The organism is Histophilus somni (assembly GCF_014202395.1).
Lineage (GTDB): Bacteria > Pseudomonadota > Gammaproteobacteria > Enterobacterales > Pasteurellaceae > Histophilus > Histophilus somni.
Genome location: NZ_JACHGQ010000014.1, coordinates 32,957 through 57,444 on the forward strand (window position 1 = coordinate 32,957; position 24,488 = coordinate 57,444).

The 24,488-nt window shown below is 38.0% G+C and carries 16 protein-coding genes and 2 pseudogenes; 8 read left to right on the forward strand and 10 right to left on the reverse strand.

Going from position 1 to position 24,488, the window contains the following annotated elements; genetic code table 11:
- Positions 1-3: 3 nt before the first annotated feature.
- A pseudogene (locus HNR69_RS09790) lies at positions 4-60 on the reverse strand (hypothetical protein); the annotation flags it as partial.
- 105 nt (positions 61-165) lie between these two features.
- Here HNR69_RS09790 and HNR69_RS08655 point away from each other — a divergent pair.
- From HNR69_RS08655 to fur, 4 genes and pseudogenes are all read left to right on the forward strand, one after another.
- Positions 166-945 (forward strand): alpha/beta fold hydrolase, encoded by a 780-nt coding sequence (locus HNR69_RS08655; RefSeq protein ID WP_075294149.1) that lies wholly within the window; start codon positions 166-168, stop codon positions 943-945.
- 131 nt (positions 946-1,076) lie between these two features.
- Positions 1,077-1,311, forward strand: a pseudogene (gene ybfE, locus HNR69_RS09630) (LexA regulated protein).
- Positions 1,312-1,367: 56 nt separating this feature from the next.
- Positions 1,368-1,892 carry a flavodoxin FldA gene (gene fldA, locus HNR69_RS08660; protein ID WP_011609365.1) on the forward strand — a complete coding sequence of 175 codons (525 nt, stop codon included), beginning with the start codon at positions 1,368-1,370 and terminating at the stop codon, positions 1,890-1,892.
- 16 nt (positions 1,893-1,908) lie between these two features.
- A complete protein-coding gene (gene fur, locus HNR69_RS08665) occupies positions 1,909-2,355 on the forward strand; it encodes a ferric iron uptake transcriptional regulator (protein WP_011609366.1) in 447 nt (148 codons plus the stop codon).
- Positions 2,356-2,526: 171 nt separating this feature from the next.
- Here the strand turns inward: fur and thrC are convergent, their stop codons facing one another.
- The 3 genes from thrC to thrA are packed head-to-tail and all read right to left on the reverse strand — an operon-like array spanning position 2,527 to position 7,224.
- The gene (thrC, locus tag HNR69_RS08670; protein ID WP_075294150.1) at positions 2,527-3,804 is read right to left on the reverse strand and encodes a threonine synthase; all 1,278 of its coding nucleotides are present in this window, start codon (positions 3,802-3,804) and stop codon (positions 2,527-2,529) included.
- Positions 3,805-3,816: 12 nt separating this feature from the next.
- Positions 3,817-4,761, reverse strand: coding sequence for a homoserine kinase (gene thrB, locus HNR69_RS08675; RefSeq protein WP_075294151.1), 945 nt, complete (start codon positions 4,759-4,761; stop codon positions 3,817-3,819).
- 12 nt (positions 4,762-4,773) lie between these two features.
- Positions 4,774-7,224 (reverse strand): bifunctional aspartate kinase/homoserine dehydrogenase I, encoded by a 2,451-nt coding sequence (thrA, locus tag HNR69_RS08680; protein ID WP_075294152.1) that lies wholly within the window; start codon positions 7,222-7,224, stop codon positions 4,774-4,776.
- A 331-nt stretch (positions 7,225-7,555) separates the two neighbouring features.
- Here thrA and HNR69_RS08685 point away from each other — a divergent pair, with 331 nt between their 5' ends.
- Positions 7,556-8,248, forward strand: a complete 693-nt coding sequence (locus HNR69_RS08685) for a YggS family pyridoxal phosphate-dependent enzyme (protein WP_075294155.1) — start codon at positions 7,556-7,558, stop codon at positions 8,246-8,248.
- A gap of 52 nt (positions 8,249-8,300) precedes the next feature.
- Here the strand turns inward: HNR69_RS08685 and xseA are convergent, their stop codons facing one another.
- Complete coding sequence (gene xseA / locus HNR69_RS08690; RefSeq protein WP_075294153.1) at positions 8,301-9,635, reverse strand: exodeoxyribonuclease VII large subunit; 1,335 nt, start codon at positions 9,633-9,635, stop codon at positions 8,301-8,303.
- Positions 9,636-10,254: 619 nt separating this feature from the next.
- Between xseA and HNR69_RS09700 the strand changes: the two genes are divergently transcribed.
- Positions 10,255-14,982, forward strand: coding sequence for a YadA-like family protein (locus HNR69_RS09700; RefSeq protein ID WP_087449179.1), 4,728 nt, complete (start codon positions 10,255-10,257; stop codon positions 14,980-14,982).
- A gap of 336 nt (positions 14,983-15,318) precedes the next feature.
- Here HNR69_RS09700 and HNR69_RS08700 read toward each other — a convergent pair whose 3' ends face one another.
- The 4 genes from HNR69_RS08700 to modA form a co-directional block, all read right to left on the reverse strand.
- Complete coding sequence (locus HNR69_RS08700) at positions 15,319-16,062, reverse strand: hypothetical protein (RefSeq protein ID WP_075294014.1); 744 nt, start codon at positions 16,060-16,062, stop codon at positions 15,319-15,321.
- A 114-nt stretch (positions 16,063-16,176) separates the two neighbouring features.
- Positions 16,177-19,137, reverse strand: coding sequence for a bifunctional [glutamate--ammonia ligase]-adenylyl-L-tyrosine phosphorylase/[glutamate--ammonia-ligase] adenylyltransferase (glnE, locus tag HNR69_RS08705; RefSeq protein WP_075294013.1), 2,961 nt, complete (start codon positions 19,135-19,137; stop codon positions 16,177-16,179).
- A 100-nt stretch (positions 19,138-19,237) separates the two neighbouring features.
- Positions 19,238-19,948, reverse strand: coding sequence for a molybdate ABC transporter permease subunit (gene modB / locus HNR69_RS08710; protein WP_075294012.1), 711 nt, complete (start codon positions 19,946-19,948; stop codon positions 19,238-19,240).
- A gap of 5 nt (positions 19,949-19,953) precedes the next feature.
- Positions 19,954-20,718 (reverse strand): molybdate ABC transporter substrate-binding protein, encoded by a 765-nt coding sequence (gene modA, locus HNR69_RS08715; protein WP_075294011.1) that lies wholly within the window; start codon positions 20,716-20,718, stop codon positions 19,954-19,956.
- A gap of 307 nt (positions 20,719-21,025) precedes the next feature.
- Between modA and HNR69_RS08720 the strand changes: the two genes are divergently transcribed.
- Positions 21,026-22,426: a porin gene (locus HNR69_RS08720; RefSeq protein ID WP_183405669.1), complete on the forward strand. Its 1,401-nt coding sequence runs from the start codon at positions 21,026-21,028 to the stop codon at positions 22,424-22,426.
- Positions 22,427-22,468: 42 nt separating this feature from the next.
- Here HNR69_RS08720 and HNR69_RS08725 read toward each other — a convergent pair whose 3' ends face one another.
- Positions 22,469-23,185 carry a CPBP family intramembrane glutamic endopeptidase gene (locus HNR69_RS08725; RefSeq protein ID WP_075294009.1) on the reverse strand — a complete coding sequence of 239 codons (717 nt, stop codon included), beginning with the start codon at positions 23,183-23,185 and terminating at the stop codon, positions 22,469-22,471.
- A 157-nt stretch (positions 23,186-23,342) separates the two neighbouring features.
- Here HNR69_RS08725 and HNR69_RS08730 point away from each other — a divergent pair, with 157 nt between their 5' ends.
- Complete coding sequence (locus tag HNR69_RS08730) at positions 23,343-24,131, forward strand: RsiV family protein (protein ID WP_075294008.1); 789 nt, start codon at positions 23,343-23,345, stop codon at positions 24,129-24,131.
- Positions 24,132-24,488 lie beyond the last annotated feature (357 nt).

Genomic DNA, 24,488 nt, shown 5'->3' on the forward strand with positions numbered 1-24,488 from the left:
AGACTTCGTTTGACCGGCAATATACTGATAAAGCTCTTCGTCAACTTCAATAATTTTCATAACCGAACTCCTTTTACATTACAAGCCTACAAGAGATTTCTACTTGATCTATTTGAATTTTTCGCACATTATAACGATTTCTTTACAAATACACACGCAAAAATTATGCCCACGACTAAATTACTCAATTACCAATTTAACGCCATAAACAACTCGCAAATCTCCCCCACTCTTGTTTTCATTCACGGTTTATTTGGTGATATGAATAATCTTGGTGTCATTGCTCGTGCTTTTTCCGAAAAATACCCTATTTTACGTCTTGATTTACGTAATCATGGACAAAGTTTTCATAGTGAAGAAATGAACTATCAGCTGATGGCGGAAGATGTTCTACAAGTCATTGCTCATTTGAATTTAACCAACGTTATTTTAATTGGGCATTCTATGGGTGGAAAAACAGCGATGAAATGTGCAATGCTACGACCGCACTTAATAGAAAAACTCATCGTGATTGATATTGCACCGGTTAATTACGGTAACAATGAGCATGACAGTGTATTTGCGGGACTTTTTGCCGTAAGTAAAGCACAATCGGAAACTCGTCAACAAGCAAAACAATTACTGGCTAACTATATTCCACAAGAAAGCGTACAGCAATTTATGCTCAAGTCTTTCGATGCACAAGCAAAAGAAAAATTTCGCTTTAATCTCACCGCACTTAAACAAAATTACGCCAATATTATGAATTGGGAAAAAGGATTTTTTGACAAACCAACACTGTTTATCCGAGGTGGATTATCGAATTACATTTTGCCGGAATACAGTGAACAAATTCTCGCTCAATTTCCACAAGCGACCTCTTTTACAATCAATGGAAGTGGGCATTGGGTACATGCTGAAAAAGCGGATTTTGTGATTAGATCAATTCAGCGTTTTTTGTCATAAAAATTCTCATGTTTACTTGATCTATAGGGTTTAATTCACTTATAAATTGTGTTATAGTTCGCTTCAAATTTTGCTTGTAGCTTATCATTCTCAATTAGAACCAGGCTAGAATTGATATATTTTTCAGTGGTTTGAAAACGGCTAAACAAGATGCAGATTGTATTACACTAAATCTGTTTGCGACGCTTCCCAAAGTAGGACGCCTAGAACAAATTCACTGCTTCATGAACAACAGCTCCGAATAAACAAATGTAATCAACTTCAATGCGATAAATTTAGCATTTTAAAACGTATTGAGTAAAAGTTACATGCGGATTTAGTTCAGCAGTTAGAAGTCAGGCGTCTGAACAAGCGATTAGTCATTGAGAGTTAATTATAACGATCTTAAAAGATTATTTTAAAATTCAAGGAAATAGATAAAAATGGCTATTGTCGGTTTATTTTATGGTAGTGATACGGGTAATACTGAAAATATCGCTAAAATGATACAAAAACAATTAGGTTCGGAACTCATTGATATTCGTGATATTGCTAAAAGTAGTAAAGAAGACATTGAAAGCTATGATTTTTTAATGATCGGTATCCCAACTTGGTATTATGGAGAAGCCCAATGTGACTGGGACGATTTCTTTCCAACCTTAGAAGAAATTGATTTTACCGATAAATTAGTCGCTATTTTTGGTTGTGGGGATCAAGAAGACTATGCAGAGTATTTCTGTGATGCGATGGGTACGGTACGCAATATTATCGAACCCAAAGGTGCAATTATCGTTGGGCATTGGCCGACCGAAGGTTATACTTTTGAGGTCTCGCAAGCCTTAGTTGATGACAATACATTCGTAGGTTTATGTATTGATGAAGATCGTCAACCAGAACTCACCGCAGAACGTGTAGAAAAATGGGTTAAACAAGTGTATGACGAAATGTGTTTAGCTGAGCTGGCATAAAATTTGAGGAGCTACCATGTCTGAAGAAAATATCAAGCTACTAAAAAAAGCAGGTTTAAAAATTACAGAACCACGCTTAACAATTTTGTCTCTAATGCAAGAAAGTAGAGGCACAATGCAACATTTCTCCGCCGAAGATGTCTATAAAATGTTGCTGGAACAAGGTAAAGATATTGGTTTAGCCACTGTTTATCGTGTACTTAACCAATTTGATGAGGCAAATATTCTTATTCGCCATAACTTTGAAGGTAACAAATCTGTTTTTGAATTAGCACCGGAAGAACATCATGATCACATTATTTGTGTCGATTGTGGCAAAGTGTTTGAATTTAATGATGAAGTTATCGAAAAACGCCAACGTGAAATCAGTGCGGAACATGGCATCAAATTAAAAACACACAATCTGTATCTTTACGGAAAATGTAGCAATGTACAAAACTGTGATGAAAGTGGCAAAAAATAAAATTCAAGCAAGTCTATCAAGAAAATAAGAGGCATAAGCTCCCGAATTAAAAGTTTTTCTTGTCTAAAAAAACAGTACAGCAAACAAAAGAGTGGGAATCCCACTCTTTTATTATATGTACATAAAATCGAAACTTTCCGACTTTCAACCGCACTTTTAATTTAAAATGCTTTATTTTTTTAATAAATAAGCACGTAATTGAGCGAAGTCATTTTCCATTTCATCAGAAAGCAATGGCAATTTGTTGTACCTATCCAATGTTTCTGGAAGCACAAGCTCGAGACTTAAAATACGCTCAACGTTTTCCTTGAATTTTGCCGGATGTGCCGTACAAAGGAAAATACCCGTTTCATTAACCTGTAATTGATTTTTTAGCACCTGATACGCAATAGCCCCATGCGGTTCGCATAAATAACCTTTGGCATATTGTGCCTGCAAGGTTTTTTCTGTTTCCTCATCACTCAATGCACCTGAACCCAATTCACTTAAAGACCAGCCGTTACATTTAAATAATTCTTCTACACGAGACCAGTTATTCGGTTGGCTCACATCCATTGCATTGGAAAGAGTCGCAACTGTTGTATGAGGCTGCCATTTTCCGCTATTCAAATAGCGAGGAACGGTATCATTGGCATTGGTTGCCGCAATAAAGCGTTTGATTGGTAAGCCTAAAGTTTTGGCAATTAATCCCGCTGTTAAGTTACCGAAATTACCGCTCGGCACAGAAATAACAATGTCTTGACGGATTTCTTTCGGTAACTGTGCAACCGCCTCAAAATAATAACAAACTTGTGCCAACAAGCGACTGATATTAATCGAATTCGCAGAGTTTAAACCAACAGCTTGACGAAGTTCTTCATCATCAAAGGCTTGTTTCACCAATGCTTGACAAGCATCAAAATCACCGTTTATCGCAACAGTTCGAATATTCCCGCCAAGTGTACAAAATAATTTTTCTTGTAACGGACTTATTTTACCTTTTGGATATAAAATCACTACCTCAATATTTTCTAAGCCATAGAAAGCATGTGCAACCGCAGCACCGGTATCGCCAGAAGTAGCAGTTAAAATAGTAATTTTACTGTCGCCACGCACAACCGCTAAGGCTTGTGCCATAAAACGTCCTCCAAAGTCTTTAAAAGCTAACGTGGGGCCGTGGAATAATTCTAAGGCATAGATATTATCTTCTACTTTGACCATCGGTGCCGGAAATGTAAAGGCATTTTTTACCATTGCACTAATAGTTTCTTGTGACAATTCCGCACCAATTAAAGCAGTTAAAATCTTTTGACTGCGTTCAACCAAAGGCAAAGATAAAAGGCTATCAATGTCGTCAAAGTGCGGTAATTTTTCAGGAAAAAATAAGCCCTGATCTTTTCCTAAACCTTGACGCACAGCTTGTGAAAAACTTACTTGTTGTTCCGGATGTTTAATATTATATAAATTCATAACTTGTTCTCGTTAAACTAAAGCCCTTGCACCCACATTATCCACTTTACAGATATGCACAAAGCCCTCATTATTTTGTAAATAATTGTTTTCTAAATAAGTTGCCGATTTAGTCGCAATAGCTAAATCCGGAGCAATCGCAAACATAGTTGGACCCGAACCGGATATGCCTGAAGCAAGTACGCCCAAATCCTTCACTGCCTGTTTAACCTCAGCAAAATTCGGCAATAATGCTTCACGATAAGGTTCTGCAATAACATCTCTCATCATATAGGCCGCCAATGCTTCCTGCCGAGTATGACAAGCGTGTACAAAACTCCCTAAATGGCGACCATGAGAAATCACATCTTGCCGAGTATAGCTTTTCGGTAAAATTGCTCTAGCTTCTGCCGTTGAAACTTCAATTCCCGGATAAGCCAATACCCAATACCAATGATCAAAAAAAGGTAATTGCTGACAAATATTACCTAGAGATTGCACCATCAATTGCACGCCTCCCAGATAACAGGGGGCAACGTTGTCATAGTGTATAGAACCCGAAATTCGCCCCTCTAGTTCGCCCATCATTTCCAGCAATTCCATTTTAGAAAATGGCTGCTGATAAAATTGATTTAACGCCACTAAAGCAGCCACGATAGAACAAGCACTTGATCCCAATCCCGAGCCAATAGGCATATTTTTCTCTAACGTTAAACGCAACGGCTTTATTTTCAGATTGCGTAATTTTAAACGTTCACTAAATAACACATAGGCTTGATAAACAATGTTTTTTTGCGGTTCTTTTGGCAATTTACGCACAAAATACCCCGCACTTTCCAGTTCAAATCCCTGTTCAATTTCTTCAATCTGAACGACATCACCTAACAGTGAACCATCAATAGGAGATACTGCAACCCCTAATGTATCAAATCCAACACTAATATTTGCACTTGATGCAGGTGCATAAATTCTTAACATTTATCACTCCAATTAATGTTTTAAGGTTCTTAAAATATCGGCAAAAATTCCGGCAGCCGTTACCGCATTACCAGCACCATAACCACGCAATAACAAAGGAATCGGCTGATAATAGCGAGTATAAAAAGCTAACGCATTTTCACCGTTCTTCACTTTATATAACGGTGCATCTCCATCAACTGCAACAATAGAAACCTTACATTTGCCTTCTTCAATTTGTCCTACATAACGCAATACTTTGCCTTCCGATTTTGCTTTTGCAACACGTTCTGCAAATTCTTCGTCCAATGAAGGCAACATCGCCATAAATTCATCTGCTGATTTTCCCTCTGAGAAACCTTGTGGTAAAACGCCCTCTACCTCAATATCCGACAACTCAAGTTCTAAACCGATTTCACGTGCCAAAATCAATAATTTACGAGCCACATCTTGCCCTGATAAATCATCCCTCGGATCCGGTTCTGTAAAGCCTTTTTCACGAGCAAGTGCGGTAGCTTCTGAAAGAGAAAGCCCCTCCTCCAACTTACCGAAAATGAAAGAGAGAGATCCTGACAAAATACCGTTAAAACTCACTACATCATCGCCGGCGGCTAATAGATTTTGTAAGTTATCAATCACAGGCAATCCTGCACCAACGTTAGTATCGTAAAGGAATTTACGATGATTTTTACGTGCATTTTCACGCACTTGGTTATAGTAATCCAGCTCACGGGTATTGGCTTTTTTGTTCGGTGTAATCACATGAAAGCCTTCTTTCAAAGCTCTTTCATATAATCCTGCTACACTTTCAGCGGTTGTGCAATCCACAAAAACAGGGTTAACCACATGATGTAATTTAATGAAAGAAAGCAATACATCAAAATCTGACGGTTGCGTTGCATTTGCCAAATCTTCACGCCAATTATCAAGATTTAACCCATTTTCATTTAACAACATTTTATTCGAATTAGCCAACGCACAAACACGAATCTCAATATCTTTTTTTGCCAAATATTCACTTTGCCGTTTAATTTGTTCAATAAGTTCACCACCGACCCCACCAACACCGACTAAAAACATATCAACAACTTTACGATTATTGAACAATGCCTGATGAGTTGCTTTAACCGCTTCAATCGCCTTATTCAAAGGAACAACCGCTGAAATCGAACGCTCGGAAGAGCCTTGTGCAATAGCAACAATACTGATATTAGCACTAGCTAACGCCGAAAAGAAACTAGCGGCAATCCCTTTAGACCGCTCCATACCATCACCTACTACGGAAATAATTGACAAATCATGAATTACTTCCACAGGATCAAGATCTTTAGCGACAAGTTCCTGTTCAAACTCAGCATTTAGTGCCGCTTTTGCCTTTTCAATAGCTTTAGTCGGTACGCAAAAACTAATACTATATTCAGAAGAAGATTGCGTGATTAAAATAACGGAAACGCTGGCTTTTGACATGGCGGAAAAAACACGCGCTGCCATACCAACCATCCCCTGCATACCCGGTCCTGATACATTGAACATAGCAACATTATCTAAATTAGTAATGCCTTTAACCTGTAGCCCTTCAGAAATATTTTCACGATTGTCAATAATTGATCCTGCACCTTCAGGGTTACCCGTATTTTTTATCAAACAAGGAATTTGCGGCTCAACTAAAGGACCAATAGTGCGAGGGTGAATAACTTTAGCCCCAAAATAAGAAAGCTCCATTGCTTCACGATAAGATAAACTGGAAAGTAACCGAGCATCAGGGACTAAACGAGGATCACAGGTATAAACACCATCTACATCCGTCCAAATTTCACAAACACTTGCACCTAAACAAGCAGCCAAACACGCTGCCGAATAATCAGAACCGTTACGACCCAATAAAACTAATTCGCCTTTGTCATTTCCAGCTGTAAATCCTGCCATCAAAACAATATTTTTAGCAGGAATAGATTTTGCATCAACTCGTTTAGTTGATTCCGCAATATCCACACTGCTTTCCAAATAAGATCCATAAGCCAATAATTTCTCTACCGGATTAATCACAGTAACCGTATATCCTTTGGCTTCAAACCAAGCGTTCATCATCGCAATAGATAATTTTTCACCTCGACAGTCAATCGTCGCTTTTACCGCATCTTCTACTTTTCCCGCCTGACGAATGTTTTCTAATAATCCCTTAATTTGTGCAAACTCCGACTCAATTAATGCTTTGGTGCCAACAAGATCAAAATGAGTATTTTCTGCATATAAGCCATTAATAATATTATAAAAAATCTCAAGAGCCTCATCAAAATGACCATCAGTAGGTTGATTTAAAGCGGCTTTTTCAGAAAGTGCTACAAGATGATTGGTAATCTTTGCTGGTGCAGAGAGAACGCCGGCGGCTTGTTCCTCTAAATGTGCTTTTTCAATAAGTGCTGCTGCTTGTAAAAAGCGTTGCGGATTCGCTAAAGATGTGCCGCCAAATTTGAGTACTCGCATAATTTTTCCTTATATGTTGTGAAGATTTAATAATAAAAACGTTAATAAAAAAACCCGCACTTTTTTACGAGGCGGGCTTTGTAAATCCTATTTTTTATGCACTAGCCCACGCCATTAATCATCTTAATGGTAATAATCATCGTGGTAATAGAAAAAGTGCGGTTATACATTCGGTTATTTCAAAATCAAAAAAGAGTGCGTTAGAAATACCGAAATTTTATGCTATTGTCAAATAGAAAATGAAAAATTTTTCATAAATTTCCCCCTGTCGAATAATTAAGGTAAAATAATGCCCATATCAAACCAACTTCAACAGGTCTTGCTCATTATGATGCAAATAAAAAACAATTTAGCGAAAATAAACCGACAAATATCTCAATATTGCGAACAGGCAAAAAGACATTCTTCCACAGTATCCTTATTAGCAGTCAGTAAAACCAAACCGGTCGAGGATATTCTGATAGCTTATCAGGCAGGGCAAACAGCATTTGGGGAGAATTATGTGCAGGAAGGTGTTGAAAAAATTCAATATTTTACAGAACAACATATTCAACTTGAATGGCATTTTATTGGACCGCTCCAATCCAACAAAACAAAATTAGTTGCTGAAAACTTTGATTGGATGCAAACGCTTGATCGTGAAAAAATTGCTACTCGTCTAAATGAACAACGACCTCACTATAAACAACCACTAAATGTCCTAATTCAAATTAATATCAGTGCTGAAAACAGCAAATCAGGTATTCAACCTCAAGAAATGTTGAGTTTGGCAAAACATATCCAAAATCTACCGCACTTACGCCTACGAGGTTTAATGGCAATTCCTGAACCGACTGATAATATCACCGCACAAGAACAAGCATTTAATCAAATGAAATATTTATTCACTCAACTACAACTGGCGTTTCCTGATGAAAAAATTGATACATTATCAATGGGAATGAGTGATGACATGGCAAGTGCAATAAAGTGCGGTTCAACTATGGTAAGAATTGGAACCGCTATTTTCGGTAAACGCAACTAACTCCCCCAACCCATACACAAACTAAAGGAGCAAACCTATTTGCACCTTTAGTTTACTCTTCCATCGCTTCAACACGACTAACAATAATCCCTCGCTCTAATTGCGTGCTGATCAGTTGTCCGACTTCAATTTGATGACTGTTTTTCAACGCTTGTCCCTGCTGATTTTTCGTAATCGAATAACCACGAGCCAACACTTTCAACGGACTCAAACTGTCTAATTTTCCACATAATCGACTAAGCTGATAATCGACATTTTTGAATTTTTTTTGTAATCCGCTATTCAAACGAAGCTCCAATTGAACCAAAATTTGGTGCTGTTTTTGCACATAATAAGGCAAAGGTGAATTGTCTAAACGACGACAAAGTGCGGTCATTTTCTGCTGTTTTTTATCGACAAAAGCACCTAACGCAAGATGTAAACGATAAGTTAATTGTTGCACCGTTTTTTGTTGAATTTTTAATTGGCTTTGCGGATGTTGCTGTTGCAAGCGAAATTGCAAGCGTTGCAACAACTTCACTTTTTGTTGGAACAAACGATCCAATGCCATATCCAAACGTTGTTTGCGGTAAAATAATTGATCCAATAATTCTTGTTGATTACGACTGACAAGCTCTGCGGCAGCAGAAGGTGTCGGAGCACGCAAATCCGCCACAAAATCCGCAATAGTTACATCAATTTCATGTCCAACCGCACTGATAATCGGCAACTCGGAATGAAAAATAGCCCTTGCCACCCTCTCTTCATTAAAACACCATAAATCCTCTAACGATCCGCCACCCCGCCCAACAATAAGAACATCAACTTCCCGACGTTTATTGGCTAATTCAATCATCTGTACAATTTCTGCCGTTGCCTCTTTGCCTTGCACTGCAGTCGGATAAATCACTACATGCAAACTCGGATCTCGACGTTGCAAAATATGCAAAATATCCTGCAACGCCGCACCGGTAGGCGACGTAATAATACCGACAGATTTTGCAAAGTGCGGTAAGTTTTTCTTGTAATGTTGTGCAAACAACCCTTCAGCCGCCAATGTTAACTTTAACGCCTCAAATTGCCGTTGCAATAAGCCATCCCCCGCAAGATTCATTGACTCAATAATCAATTGATAATCGCCACGAGGCTCATACAAACTCACGGAAGCTCTCACCAAAACCTGCATTCCGTTTTGTGCTTTAAATCCGACACGCATATTTTTCATGCGAAACATTGCACAACGCACCTGTGCATTTTCGTCTTTCAAACTAAAATACCAATGCCCCGAAACAGGCTGAGTAAAATTGGAAATTTCTCCCGTCAACCAAACCGACCCTAACTGCCCTTCTAACATTTGGCGTACGGATTGGTTAAGTTGTGAAACGGAATAAATCTTCGCTTGAGTCATCTTTTACTCCCAAAGAAAAGAAAATTGATAAATCGGTAAGATAATTCGACATTATATAGCAATCTCGCCAAAACATAACCTGTAATTAGAACCAAAAAAAAGCCAAACTCCGCCTTTATCTTTCCCCTCAAACATCTTGATTCACTATATAATCGAGATCGAAACAAAAAAAATGAAAAAACTATTTCATTCTTAATAAAATTTAGGATAGAATCGCAAAATTCTACTGCTTAATGATTACTTGACAAATAAAATAGAAAAGAAAAAATGACAGCCTACAGCCTACAGCCTACAGCCTACAGCCTACAGCCTACAGCCTACAGCCTACAGCCTACAGCCTACAGCCTAGGCTAACGCCTTTTTATAAACCTTGCAAAATAAATTTTAAAAAGTTTTTAACTTTTCATCATACCCAAATTTCCCCTTTTAAACCCCTTTGCGAAAATATCATTCGTCTTTTTCTGCTTTGCCTTAAAAAGCAAGGCATCGCCGATTTATACCTCATTAATCTACCTAAAAAACAAAAAGTTTAATCCATTCACAACCATAAAAAAGTGAAAAAAAATCAACAAAATAAATTATTAAATAACCCATTTTAAAAGATTAAAGAGAGTAAACCATGAATAAGATTTTCAAAACCAAATACGATATAACCACTGGACAAACCAAAGTGGTGTCTGAATTGGCGAAAAATTGCCAAGTGGCGAGCCGTTCTGAAAATAAACCAAAGTGCGGTGGGATTTCGGGCAATTTTTTAGGGCTGTTTAAATTATTGCCGTTGGCGTTTTTATTGACTGGGAGTTTTGTGTATGGTCAGGATATTAATATAGTTTTGAGTGGTTTAACAGCTAACGAATCAAAAATTGGACCCGATACAATTCTAGACGATAGTAGCGGAACTGGGCGTTCTACTACACCTTTTATAAATAAAGTTGGAGATAGGTCAATTCTTTTGGCACCCGGAAGTAAGAGTTTAATTAATAAAAAAACGAGAAATTGGGGTTCTGCTGGAGGAGCAATCGCTATTGATACAAAGAATTGGATGGCTATTAAAGAAAGTGTTGTTATCGGTCATCGTGCTAGAGCAAGTGCCAATAAATCGGTAGCAGTAGGTGAACAAGCATTTGCTGCCTTAAATTCAACTTCATTGGGTTCGGAAGCCATAGCCTATGGTAACGAAACAGTAGCACTAGGTATGCAATCTTATGCGGAGCAAATTGACGATGTTGCTTTAGGGCATCGTGCTTATGCAAAAGGTTCACAATCAACCGCCTTAGGGGCACATTCTTCTGTGGAGTCTCAAAAAGCCGTTGCTATTGGTTACAATGCGAGAGTGGATAGTCAACATAGCGATGCAATCGCTTTGGGTGCTGAATCTGAAGCCGATAGTCCGTCAGGAAATGGCACTTTTATGATTACAAAAGATGATAAGACTGAGGCTAAAGAAAAAACATGGATAAGTGAAAAGTTTGCAAATCAATTCAAAGACAAACTCGGCGGTGCACTATCAATCGGTAAAAAAAATACAAAATACCGTCAAATCGTGAATGTCGCACCGGGGACGGAAGATACACACGCCGTCAATTTAGGGCAATTGCGAGAAGCGATGAAAAATGCCGGCGGTGGCGGAGTCTCGTATTTCTCTGTTAATAAATTAACTGCTATGCAAAACAAAGATAATATGGGTGCTAAAGCTGATCATTCTTTAGCCATTGGCGTAGCGAAAACGGAAATGAGCAAAGGCATGTACAGTATCGTTATCGGCACGGCAGACGATACGGCTAGTTCAGGAAGTTCGAGTGCAAACGCTCAAGAAGTCACCAAAGCCTCGGGGAAAGCCGCGGTGGTCATCGGTAGCGTTGCCAAAGTCGAAGCCGATTACGGCATTGCGTTGGGGAAAAAAGCGACGGTTGCTACAACTGCCATAGGAGCTATCGCCATCGGTAAAGATGCGAATGTTCAAGCCAACGCCACAGGTGCGGTAGCGATTGGGGAAGGTGCGACTGTATCCTCCGACGCTGGTGATTCCATTGCGTTGGGTAAAAACTCTAAGGCGGAAAAAAAGGAGGAGGCACTAACCGGACTGGATGCGAATGTAGGCAGTGCCAGCATAAAATTTAACTGGACAAATGCAGGTACGGGAAAGGATAAAACAGTATTAAGTATAGGCGATATTGGATTTGAGCGAATAATTAAAAATGTCGCCGCGGGGAAAGTCGATACAAATTCAACCGATGCGATTAACGGCGGTCAGCTTCACGAGGTAATCAAAGTTTTCGGCAACCTCGGCACAGATATTCTTGGTGCGGAAGTGAATAGCAGTACGAAACAATTCACAAATTCATCTTTTGCGAAATTGAAAGATGAAAATGGGCAAGAAAATGGACGATCCGCAACTACCTTTAAACAAGCGATTGATGAGAGTATCAAAACCATCAACAAAGGCTTGAAGTTTAAAGGCGATGGTAGCAGTAGCGAGCAACAACTCTATCTCGGCTCAACCTTGACGATTAAGGGAGCGACAGGCGATGCTTCAAGCCTAGCGACAAGCTCAAGTGCGGGGCAAAATAGTGCAGGTACTCATCAAAATATCTTTACTAAAACCAGCAAAGACACTTTGGAAATCGCCTTGAACAAAGACTTAAAAGGTATTAGCACGATTAGCGGTCAACAAGGCACTGGCGGAAACGGAAGTGCGGTTGCAAAAATTGAATTTAATAGCACTGCAAGCGGTGGCAACGGTTCAATGCCGAACGTCAAAATCACCGCAGGCACTGGCACATTTACCTTTGGCAAAGACGGCTTAGATTTAGGTAATAAACAAATCACTAAACTTGGAAGTGGTTTAAACTTAAACGGTGCCGGAAGTGGAGCTGGTGGAAATGGAAAGGAGGAAATTATTAAGAAAATCCTCGAAGGAAATCCTGACGGCACGACTAGCGGTAGCGGTAGCAGTAACATTTCCAACAACGCTGTCAATGTGAAAGACTTGTCCGACATCGCCAAAGCCCTTGTAGAAAAAGGCTTGAAGTTTGCGGTGGAAGATGGAAGTACAACTCAACCATCAACACAGAACGGAAACAATCCTTTCATTCGTAAACTGGGCGAAACCTTAACGTTTAAAGGCGACTCATACCTCACGTTGGCGACTGAAAATGGCAGTGGCGGTAGCAATGGAGGCAAAATCACCTTTAAACTTAATGTGGCTAATTCAATTGATACGAATGGTCAAGGCATGAGCGATACAACCGACGGCAATAAATTAGTAACGGTGAGTGCGGTTAAAAATTACTTAAAAACTCAATTGGATTCATTAACGCTAAAAATTGAAGCGGATAATTCCAACACGGCACAAGCACAACCTCAACCGCAACCACCACAGCCCACAGGTACGCCATCTACAAGCGGAAAAGCACAAGCTGAGGTTAAACTCAGATCGCAAGCCTTGCAAGTATTAGGCACAAAAGATGAGATTGAAACGAAAGTTGAACAGGGCAAACAAAACGTTACGCTTAAATTGGCAAAAAAAGTAACAGATAAATTGGGAATTATTCAACTTAGCACAGAGAATAATGATGATTCTTTCGCCTTGGGGAAAAATTCTAAATGGGAAACGGCAAGAAATGTATTTAAAACTACTGACATTAATGTAGGTAAAAATAGTTTAATATTTACTTGGAACAGTGGCATATCTAAAAATGGTAAATTTAATTCGGTCGTCAGTATGGGCGATACAGGTGCAGAACGCATTATTACTCACGTTGCAGCAGGTAGCGTGATGCCCGGTTCAACTGATGCGATTAATGGCGGACAGCTTGCAGAAGTTATCCGTGTATTCGGTAATTTAGGGACGGATATTTTAGGGGCTGAGGTTAATAAGCAGACAAAAACGTTTAAAAAAACCACGTTTACCAAATTAAAAGATGAAACAGGTCAAGATAGTACAGTAAAAGCCCAAGAAACCTTTAAAGATGCGATTGAGGAAAGTATTAAAACCATCAATAAAGGTTTAATCTTTGAAGTGGACGATGGTAGTACTACAACGTCTACAGATCAGGCTGGCAGTACCACAGCAAACAAAATGACACGTCAGCTTGGTGCGACAATTAAGTTAAAAGGTGATGACTATATCAAACCGAGTATTGATGCCAACACCGGAACAATTTCCTTCAAAATAGAGGCAACTGAAGAAATTAAGGAAAATGGAAGTGCGGACGGTTCTGACGGAAATTCTAGTGCTGAAGACAAAAAACTCACGACTGCCGGTGCGGTGAAAAAATTTGTGAAAAACAAAATCCAAACCATCGCCGATAAACAGGCAGAAGCGGATAAAGTGGCAGTGAAATATGATAGTGAAGCGAAAAATACTATCACTTTAGGCGGAAAAGACACAAATGGTAGTACTTCTCACCCACCTGTTGCCATCAACAATCTAAAATCCGGTTTAGGGCTTGATAATAACACTCAAGGTCAACCAATGGGACAAGATAAAACGCTTGAGCTAACGCTTGAGCTAGTGAAAAAATTAGTTGCTGGGGGTATGAGCGGTCAGCAAGGGCAACAAATGACAAAAGATGAACTACACAAAGCCGCCAATCTCGCTGATTTAAAAGCGGTTGCACAAGCAGGGTTAAGTTTTGCAGGGAATGAGAGAGGTAAGAATAAGACTGTTCATAGAAAACTGAGCGATACCTTAATTATTAAAGGGGAAGAGGAAACTCAAAACGGTCAATCTACAAGTTCATTTAGTAGTGCCGCTGGTAACATTAAGGTAGAAACAAATTCAGACAAAAGTGGCTTAGAAATAAAACTATCGGATACCTTGAAAAATATGAAAGCCTTTAAAACCAAAGAGGAGAGCGGTAAGAAATCGACGTTAAATAGCGATAGCTTAACTGTAACAGATAAGACTGGTACTGGTACTGCTACTGCTACCTATGGTGCAAAAGGCTTAACTGTTAAAGGTGTAGGTGGTGAAATTAAGATCGATGGTGAAAAAGGTATTATTACCGTGCCGGATATTAAACCAACAACCACTGGAAGTGCGGTGGTAAATAAAAACTATGTGGATGGTAAAAATAATGAATTGCGTACACAATTGAATAATACTGACCGAAATTTACGTGCAGGAATTGCGGGGGCAAATGCGGCGGCAGGGTTGACATCAGTCTCTATGCCGGGTAAATCTATGTTAGCCATTTCTGCAGCAGGTTATGGCGGAGAAAACGCAATGGCGATTGGTTATTCTCGTATGAGTGATAACGGTAAGATTATGCTTAAATTTCAAGGAAATAGAAATTCTCAAGGCAAAATGGCAGGTTCAGTTTCTATAGGGTACCAATGGTAAATTGATTATTCACCCTCTTCTTGTTAAGAGGGTGTTATTTTTTTTTACATGATTTCTCGCAGAAATTTTTATTATTAAAGTGCGGTTTGTTGAGCTGATTTTTAGCAAATTCTCAGCTTTTTTTCTTCACACTTCTTTTTCTTGTTGCTCTGCACGCTTTTTACGACGAATTTCTTTCGGTTTCGCCAATAATGGGCAGTAGATTTCGATGCGGAAACATAACCGATCTTACCAATCTATAAAATCTTATTGATAACTTTTTGTAGTTATTTATAAATATTATAGATTTGTAAGAGCGGATAGATAACTAGCACATTGAATAATTATTTTTAAAAATTATTGCGTTAAAATTTGCTGTAAAGATTGAGTAAGCTCTTCATCTGTAGTTACAACTAATTGCGTACCGTCTTCAAAAATAATTCGACCTGCAATTATTGGGCTAAATTGAAGATTAGCTTCCGGTTTTAGTATATCTGCACGAATCTCTTCAGCATAAGTTTTAGCTAATTTTGTTAATTTTATTTCGCCCTCGCCTTCCGGAGCAAGCGTATCCTCAAAAGAATAGGCTATTGAAAGAGGCTCTACCAGAGTCGAATTAAAGAAAACAAGGTTATACCACTGAAGTTCTTTGATTGCTTTATCACCTTTATTCTTAACGTTATAAACGAAAGATAAAGTATCTTCACCCTCTATTTTTTCACTCTGATACCCCACCAATTGGATCGTAACTGTATTGTTAAACTGATTAAGAATTTCTTGTTCAACTGTCTCACTTTTTTCTGAAACAACTTTTTCTTGAGATTCAGGTTGTGTGTTTCCAGCTGCGGTTAGTTCAGTCGAGGTTGTTTCAACTGAAGTTGTCTCAGTTTTTTCTTGAGCATCAGATTGTGTATTTTCAATTGCGGTTGATTCAGATGAAGTTGTTTCAGTTTTTCCTTGAACGTCAGGTTGAGCTTGAGTTTCTGCAACTGTAACCGGTTCAGTTGGCGTTGTTTCCGCTTTATTTTTTTCATTACAAGCTGCTAATAATACAGTTGAGGCGACTAATGTGCCGACCAAAAGTGATTTATTTAATTTCATCGTTTATTTCTCATTTGTTAATGTAAGTTAAAGGTCTGCATAGCATAACAAAGAAAATACAAATGATAAATAATTTCTTATCATATGCTGATTTTAGGGCAATTATAAATTCATTCATTCCAATAAACTTTTCCATGTATTGAGAATAAACGTTCTTTCCTTGCTAAATAGTTGTGCATTAATAATCGGTTCTTGACCTAATAAATTTAAATGATGAATTTGGTTTCGTAAATTTACATAGCATTTTTTTAGCTTTGTGGAAACTTCTTGTGAAATCACCGCACTTTCAGCCATACAGTCAAATATCCTGACATTATCAGACCAACGTGTTAATGCTGAATGTTGGGGAGCATAAGCTAAAACTAAGTATTGTGCAATAAACTCAATATCTGTGATACCGCCCAAATCAGTCTTAATATTAAATTCGTCCGTTTTATGTTTAGAGAGATGATGATACATTTTTTGACGCATCTCTCGTATATCTTGCTTCAGCTGTTCCACATTTCTTGGAGCTGAAAGTACATTACAACGAATTTTTTCAAAGCGTTCACATAAATCAATATCGCCGTATACCGCCCTACAACGAACTAAAGCCTGTTTTTCCCAAGTCCACGCTTCATTCAGTTGGTAATTTTCAAAGGCATTTAAGGAACACCCCAATAACCCTGCATCACCGGCAGGACGTAAACGAATATCTATGTCGTAAAGTATTCCTGCACTGGTATTCATACTAAAAATACTAATTATTTTTTGTACCAATTTCAGATAAAACTGATTGCTATCAATGGATTTTTTACCGCCGATAGTTTGTCCTGTTTGACTTCCGTCATAGAGAAAAACAAGATCCAAGTCTGATTTATAACCAAGCTCAATGCCGCCCAATTTACCGTAACCAATAACCAAAAACCCTTTTTGATTTTCCTTCAAATATTCAGGTGTACCAAATCTTAGACTGACTTGTTGCCAAGCGAGGTTGACAACATTTTCAATAATTGCTTCGGCTAAATAGGTAAGGTGATCACTAACGTTCATAACAGGTAATGCCCCTAAAATATCCGCTGCCGCAACACGTAATAAGGCGGTTTGTTTAAATTGGCGTAACCCATTAATAATTTGTTCTTCATCGTCTGCCGGTAAACGAAGTAAATAGCGGCGTAATTCAGATGAATATTGATGAAAATCCGTGGGATTTAACAGTGCATTAGGATCTAATAATTCATCAAGTAAAATGGGATATTTTGCAACTTGTTCAGCAATCATTTTTGATTGTGCACATAATTTAAGAAGTTGAGTTAAGGCTTGTGGATTTTCTACCAATAATTCAAGATAAGTAGTACGCGTGATAATTTTATCCAGAATTTTCAAGACTCTAGGTAAAAGTTGCTGAGAATGTTTGTATCGAAATACTTGACAGAACAACATTGGCATTAATTGCGTTAATACTCTGCGACCACGTTCTCCCACTGATCGACGAGATAAATCCAGTTTAAACTGTGTCAATTTTTCAATAATTTCATCAAAATATTGCTCATCTATTTGATTTTCCTGCAATATGACTTTAATTTCTTGCTCATTGATCTCAGCATCGAGAAAATCGTGCCATATATCATCATAACTCTGTTTTTCTTCCTCATCGTCATCTTCGCCAATTAAATTTTGAAAAACAGACCGCACTTTTTGCTGATGTTCATGTAATACCTGTAAAAATTGCTGCCAATTTGCAATAGGATATTGAGCAAGTGCGGTTTCTTTTCCCGCATTTTCCGTCGATATCGGAAAATAGGTAAAATTTTTTGTAGCAAGAAGTAAACGTTCACGATCGATATCCGCACTTGGCAACGTTTGCGTTTGTTTATCATCAATAGCTTGTAAAATATTTTCCACTCTGCGTAAAAATAAATAGGCATGATATAAATTTGTGCTTTGCTCGGTATCAATTAAACCCAATTTTTCCAGTGCAGGTAAAAGATGAAGCAGCGATGGTTGTTGTAAAATAATTTCACGTCCGCCACGAATAAGCTGAAAAACCTGCACAATAAATTCAATTTCTCGAATACCGCCGGCACCCAATTTTATATTGTCCAACAATCCTCGACGGCGAACCTCACCGGCAATTTTATTTTTCATATCACGTAAAGATTGAATCACACTAAAATCAATATAGCGGCGATAAACAAAAGAGCGTAATAATTGCTGTAATATTTTTACATTCGGATCTTGCATATTTGCTCCCAAAATCCGAGCTTTTATCATAGCATAGCGTTCCCAATCTCGACCTTGATCTTGATAATATTGCTCCATCGCATTAAAACTTAATGCCAATGCACCGCTTTCACCGAAAGGACGTAAACGCATATCTGTTCGATATACAAAACCGTCAACAGTATATTCATCTAAAGCACGAATTAAGCGTTGTCCCAATCTTGTGAAAAATACACCATTTTCAATACTACGCCGTCCTCCCCGTGTTTCCCCCTGATTTGTCGGATAAGTGAAAATCAAATCAACATCTGAAGAAAAATTCAACTCACATCCACCCAATTTACCCATACCCAAAATATATAATTGTTGAGGATTGCCTTGTGTATCCGTTGGCGTCCCCAATTCTGTGCAAATTTTTTCATACAGCCAATCTCTTGCGGCAATGATCAAACTTTCAGCTAATTGAGAAAGCCGAATAAAAATTTCGTCTACTGTAGCTAAATTTAAACTTTGACAAAGGCTAAGTTTTGCCATCTCACGATGACGAAATAGACGTAACTTGCGGTACAGTTGTTCTTCCGTTTCGGTATTTATCAGTATTTCCTGTAAGCGAACGAAATATCGATCGCAATCAGCTAAAGTAGGGAGTTGATGCCAACATTGTTTGAGAAAGTGCGGTTGTTTTTGCAAAGTTTCAAACACAAAATCTGATAAATATAATCCATAACCTAATTGCCCGAGTTGCGTTTTTTGATTATGTTTATCTTTTTGAATTTGTTGAAAAAGTGTAGTGTTGTATTGCTCAGGAAACTGTTCAATTAAAGAAGTTGCACATTGCACTAATCTTTCTTCAGCACATAGAAATAACGACACGATAAAGCCTCATATAGGAAATAATGAACGATTGTAAAATAAATAATCAAAAATTACCGCTAAAGCATCACTCGGCACAGGCTTGTAATTACAAGTATCTTTACCCCAATTTTTGTTGCATTCGTTTCGCCAGCCATTCAGAAATTGATAAAGAGATCAATGCAATAATAATGGCGATAACACAAAGTCTAAATGCCGAATATTCCGCACCCGGTGTTTCAATAAAAGAAAACATCGCCAGCGGAATAGTTTGGGTCACTTGAGGAATATTAGAGACAAAAGTAATGGTTGCACCGAATTCACCTAAAGATCGTGCAAAACCCAAAATCATTCCTGATAAAATCCCCGGTAATGAAAGCGGTAACGTAATAGTAAAAAATATCCGCAATGAAGAAGCACCTAACGTTTGTGCCGCCTGTTCCAGCCGAAAATCAATATTTTCAATTGCCAAACGAATAGCACGAACCTGCAACGGAAATGCAACGATTCCAGAAGCTAACGCCGCACCGTACCAACTAAAGCCAAAACTAAAATCAAACCACTGTAGTAAATAGCGACCGATAATACCGTTACGCCCCATAGCAATTAATAATAAATACCCAATTACAACGGGAGGTAAAACAAGCGGTAAATGAATAAGACCGTTAATAATCGACTTACCCCAAAAATCTTTGCGTGCAAGCAACCATGCGACAGCAATAGCAAAAGGTAAGCTCACCGAAATTGAAACCAATGCCACTCTAACACTCAAAGAGATTGCATTGATTTCAGATTGAGATAAACGTAGATAATCGATTATCACATCTAACATAAAAATTATTTCACTGAAAAACCGAATTGTTGAAAAATTTTGACCGCACTTTCTGACCGCAAATAAGCCAAAAACTTGCGGCTTTCTTCATTATCTTGCCCGTTCACAATAGCGATAGGATATTCAATCGCAGGGTGCGTATTTTCAGGAAAAATCGCCACTGTTTTAACCTTTTTACTTGCTGCCGCATCTGTTGCATAAACAACACCCAACGGACTTTCCCCTCTTTCAACTAATGCTAAAGCTGCACGCACATTATTTGCACGAGCTAATTTAGTTTCTAAATCATTCCATTGCCCCAAAAAGATAAATGCCGCTTTTGCATATTTTCCCGCCGGTACATGATCAGGATCACCTACTGCAAGATAAGTATTATTCAAATGAGAATGCCATTGAGCGTTAGGCAAATCAACAGAGGTAATCAAACTATTTTGAGGTGCAATCATCACCAATCTGTTACCAACCAAATCACGACGACTTTCTGTCACAATTGCCCCCTTTTCCGCTAAAAAATCCATCCATTTTTGATCCGCAGAAATAAACAACTGTGCAGGTGCTCCCTGACTAATTTGCCGTGCTAAGACAGAAGAAGAAGCAAAGGAAAAATCAATTTCCTGCTGAGGATTTACTTTGATGTATTCAGATTTAATTTCTTCTAACACATTTGCCATAGAAGCAGCGGCAAAAACCGTTATTTTTGCTTGTGCTACAAGGGAAACGCTAAAACAAATCATAGCGATGCTATTCACCAATATTTTGTACAATGTCATTCCTATTTCCTTAACATTAAATCATTATATTGCGTTATTTATAACGAATTATACAATTTTTTACTCAACCTTTATAACTTCCCCCAAAAAACACAATAAAAAGTTTTTAACATTCTACAAAATGAGGAACTAGAACTCACTGATTTATTGTCTGCCACAGCTAAATTCTTCTTATAAACTTTAGTAAATGAAAGATTTCCGCCTGGTATGACCACTGAACAAATCAGTAAATTCATTTGTCCCAATACTACTCTTACATTAGAATTCGGAAAATTTAACTTCACCATATAGAGGTATTAAATAAAAAATGAATAGCAATAAACAATCACTTTTTACTAAATCTTTCATTGCTTCAGCATTGGCATTATCGGCAAGTTACGTTAATGCAGCGGCGTTCCAAATTGCTGAGGTGTCCAGTTCCGGTTTAGGGCGAGCTTATGCGGGTGAGGCAGCGATTGCTGATAATGCCGCTGTTGTGGCAACCAACCCTGCGTTAATGAGTTTGTTTAAAACGAAACAATTCTCAATGGGGGGGGTATACGTTCAATCTAGAATTAATATAAATGGTGAGGTTAATGTTAATGCGGGGTTATTTCACGGAATTGCAACTGGAAAAGGGGATCAGAAAAACATTGTGCCAAGTGCAGTTATTCCCAATATGTACTTCGTCGCACCTATTAATGATAAATTTGCTGTCGGTGCGGGCATGAATGTGAACTTTGGGTTACAAAGTAAATATAAAAAGGATTATGATGCCGGTGTTTTGGGTGGAACCACCGCACTGAATTCCATTAACTTAAATTTAAGCGGTTCATACCGTATCAGCAAAGGATTAAGCATCGGTGCTGGGTTGAATGCGGTTTATGCCAAAGCGAAAATTGAACGACAAGCAGGTGTTTTAGATAAGGCAATTGATACTATTGCTGATTCTAATGGAATGTTTGGGGGTATCAGCATTCCTTCATTAAAATTGTTAGTCCCCATTTTTTCCAGCTTAAAAAATGGAGTCAATGCGGACACCACCTTAACACAATTACAAGATAATAATGCATGGGGATTTGGTTGGAATATCGGGGCAGTCTATGAATTTAATCAAGGTAACCGTATCGGTATTGCCTATCATTCTAAAGTAGATATTAATTTTAAAGATGATGATGCGTTGAGTTATCAATTTGAAGCAGGAAAAATTAGTCCTGTTAAAGAGAAAGGTGGGTTAACGCTACATTTGCCGGATTATTTCGAAATTTCCGGTTTCCACCAATTAACGGAAAAATTCGCCATGCACTACAGCTATAAATATACTAAATGGAGCCGTTTACAAAGTTTACATGCCACTTATGATAACGGCAAGGTCGCTTTCCATAAAGATGAAAAATTTCATGACAGTTCACGTATAGCCTTAGGGGCAACTTACGATGTAAATGATAAATTAACCCTGCGTGCAGGTATTGCTTATGATGAGTCAGCCGACCACCCAAGTGCTTCAATCCCCGATACCGACCGCACTTGGTATAGCTTGGGGGCAACCTATAACTTCACGCCAAATCTTTCTGTTGACGTAGGTTTTGCTCATTTACGAGGTAAAAAACAGCAATTTAGAGAAACACAAAATATTGGAAAAGAGATTAAACTCGTTAATATAAGTGCGGATTATCAATCAACGGCACGTGCCAATTTATACGGTTTAAATCTTAACTACCGTTTCTAACGGTTATCCGATTGTTTATTTAGGCGTATTTAATACGCCTTTTTATTTGATAATTTTTTCGACAATATCAATAATGGGCAACAACCCCAATCCAAACACATCAAAGAACGCATGTGCTAACGTAAACGGTAATAAATTTTTGATTTTAGAGCGAAGTATTAGCAACACGATACCGAATAACAATACGTTTACTGCATAAAACATACCTTGATAGGTATGAAACAAAAAACGGATGACTAAGCTGAACACAATCGCATAAGGCAAGGCTTTTTTATTTACTGCAAATATCAAGCCGAGAAAAAAGACTTCTTCAAAAAAACCGTTGAGCAATGAAAAGAGGACGAGGTAAAAAGATAAGGTCGATGTTGTATCTGTAGGTGCAACCTCAGCCGAAGTGAGATATGCACCGGCATCTTGAAAGGGAGCTGCCAAATAGAAATAAAGTTCGCTGAGACTACCGGCAATCAAAATTATCCCTGCGGTCAGCACAATCGCTTTAGCGTTAAAAGAAAAGGTAAGCTGCGTAAAATCAAAGCGTCTTAGCTTTAAATACACCGCAGCAATCGCTAATGAGATAAGTTCTATCAAAATTGCCCAAATATTATCCTGATCCGTAAATGTCAACGTGTCTGTAATTGCGACCGCACCTTCTTGCAATAAGAAAAATTGCGACAGAGAAGTATAAATCGGCATGCCAAAAAAGATCACTGTAACGATCAACATATCGACTATATTCATCGATTGAGTAGTTTGCTTCATAAAATATCCTTGCGTTCTATCTAAATAAAACCCATATTATACGGAAGAATAGCGACTTAATATATCGATTTATTCTTACTCCAAAAGAAAAATTTACATTCATACTCTGCCAACTTATAATAAAGACTTTCTTACTCCACTAAACTTTGGCAATCATATGAAAAAAATCTTTTTATTCTTCTCTCTTATGACAACTGTTCTATTGGCAGCTTGTCAGGAACAAGACGTTCCAACTTTACAAGTCAAGAAAAATGTTATCTTTGATCAAGTAAAAACCGTAAATTACCCGCATTCCGATGAATATACTACTGACAATGCACAAATTGAAGTTCGTGGTGAGTTATCCGAAACCGGTATAAAATGGCTTGATCAGTTATTGCTCAAACATGCTTATACCTTAGTGGGCGGTGAAGATAGCATGAAAAAAGATACGCCGACAAAACAAGATCTTGTACAAAAATTTCAACAAATTCATGATGAATTCGTTCAAAGTGCAAAAGAAGACCGTGTATTAGGTGCATCATTCCATCTAACGTCAAATTATCTAGGGCAACGCAATAATATCATTACGTTCAGCAACGATATTGATACTTATACCGGTGGTGCTCACGGCATAAATGTAACCCTATATCAGAATATTGATAGTCATAAAAAGAAAATACTTGAAGTAAACGACATCATTCAGCAAGACCAACAAACCAAGCTGAAAGAAGTACTTTGGAGCTTTTATACCAATCTAATGCAAGAAGCGAATGATGACTATATTGGTATGATCACAAAAGAAGATTTCAACATTTCAGAACAATTTTACTTCAATAATGAAGGAATAAACTTTGTTTATCCGCCCTATGCACTTCGGGCTTATGCTTATGGCAATGTCGTATTAACTGCTTATTGGCATGAAATAGAAGATATTATCAATCCTGAATATAATTGGAAAAAATAGTATTCCTGCCAATTGGCTTATACAACAATTGCAGAAGCCACTCTCTAAAAACAGCCAATCCCTATTGAAGTCTCACCCAATAGGGATTTTTGTTGTACCATAAAAAGTGCGGTCATTTTCATTAAATTTCGCTTTGACATCAAACAACGTAATTAAAAATCACCCTCTGAATTAGAATAAAAACGTAAGAAAATTGTTTTTTCCATAAAAATTTTGAGATAGAATAATCCGGATTTTTACTTGACAAACAAAAATAGAATAGAAAAATGACAGCCTACAGCCTACAGCCTACAGCCTACAGCCTACAGCCTACAGCCTACAGCCTACAGCCTACAGCCTACAGCCTACAGCCTACAG

Bases quoted from the DNA above. Each gene is read 5' to 3' on its own strand.
- HNR69_RS08730 (WP_075294008.1), top strand. From the start codon at position 23,343: ATGAAAAAAATCTTTTTATTCTTCTCTCTTATGACAACTGTTCTATTG.
- HNR69_RS08685 (WP_075294155.1), top strand. From the start codon at position 7,556: ATGCAAATAAAAAACAATTTAGCGAAAATAAACCGACAAATATCTCAA.
- thrA (WP_075294152.1), bottom strand. From the start codon at position 7,224: ATGCGAGTACTCAAATTTGGCGGCACATCTTTAGCGAATCCGCAACGC.
- HNR69_RS08720 (WP_183405669.1), top strand. From the start codon at position 21,026: ATGAATAGCAATAAACAATCACTTTTTACTAAATCTTTCATTGCTTCA.
- HNR69_RS08725 (WP_075294009.1), bottom strand. From the start codon at position 23,185: ATGAAGCAAACTACTCAATCGATGAATATAGTCGATATGTTGATCGTT.
- fur (WP_011609366.1), top strand. From the start codon at position 1,909: ATGTCTGAAGAAAATATCAAGCTACTAAAAAAAGCAGGTTTAAAAATT.
- thrC (WP_075294150.1), bottom strand. From the start codon at position 3,804: ATGAATTTATATAATATTAAACATCCGGAACAACAAGTAAGTTTTTCA.
- modA (WP_075294011.1), bottom strand. From the start codon at position 20,718: ATGACATTGTACAAAATATTGGTGAATAGCATCGCTATGATTTGTTTT.
- xseA (WP_075294153.1), bottom strand. From the start codon at position 9,635: ATGACTCAAGCGAAGATTTATTCCGTTTCACAACTTAACCAATCCGTA.
- HNR69_RS08700 (WP_075294014.1), bottom strand. From the start codon at position 16,062: ATGAAATTAAATAAATCACTTTTGGTCGGCACATTAGTCGCCTCAACT.
- HNR69_RS09700 (WP_087449179.1), top strand. From the start codon at position 10,255: ATGAATAAGATTTTCAAAACCAAATACGATATAACCACTGGACAAACC.
- thrB (WP_075294151.1), bottom strand. From the start codon at position 4,761: ATGTTAAGAATTTATGCACCTGCATCAAGTGCAAATATTAGTGTTGGA.
- modB (WP_075294012.1), bottom strand. From the start codon at position 19,948: ATGTTAGATGTGATAATCGATTATCTACGTTTATCTCAATCTGAAATC.
- fldA (WP_011609365.1), top strand. From the start codon at position 1,368: ATGGCTATTGTCGGTTTATTTTATGGTAGTGATACGGGTAATACTGAA.
- HNR69_RS08655 (WP_075294149.1), top strand. From the start codon at position 166: ATGCCCACGACTAAATTACTCAATTACCAATTTAACGCCATAAACAAC.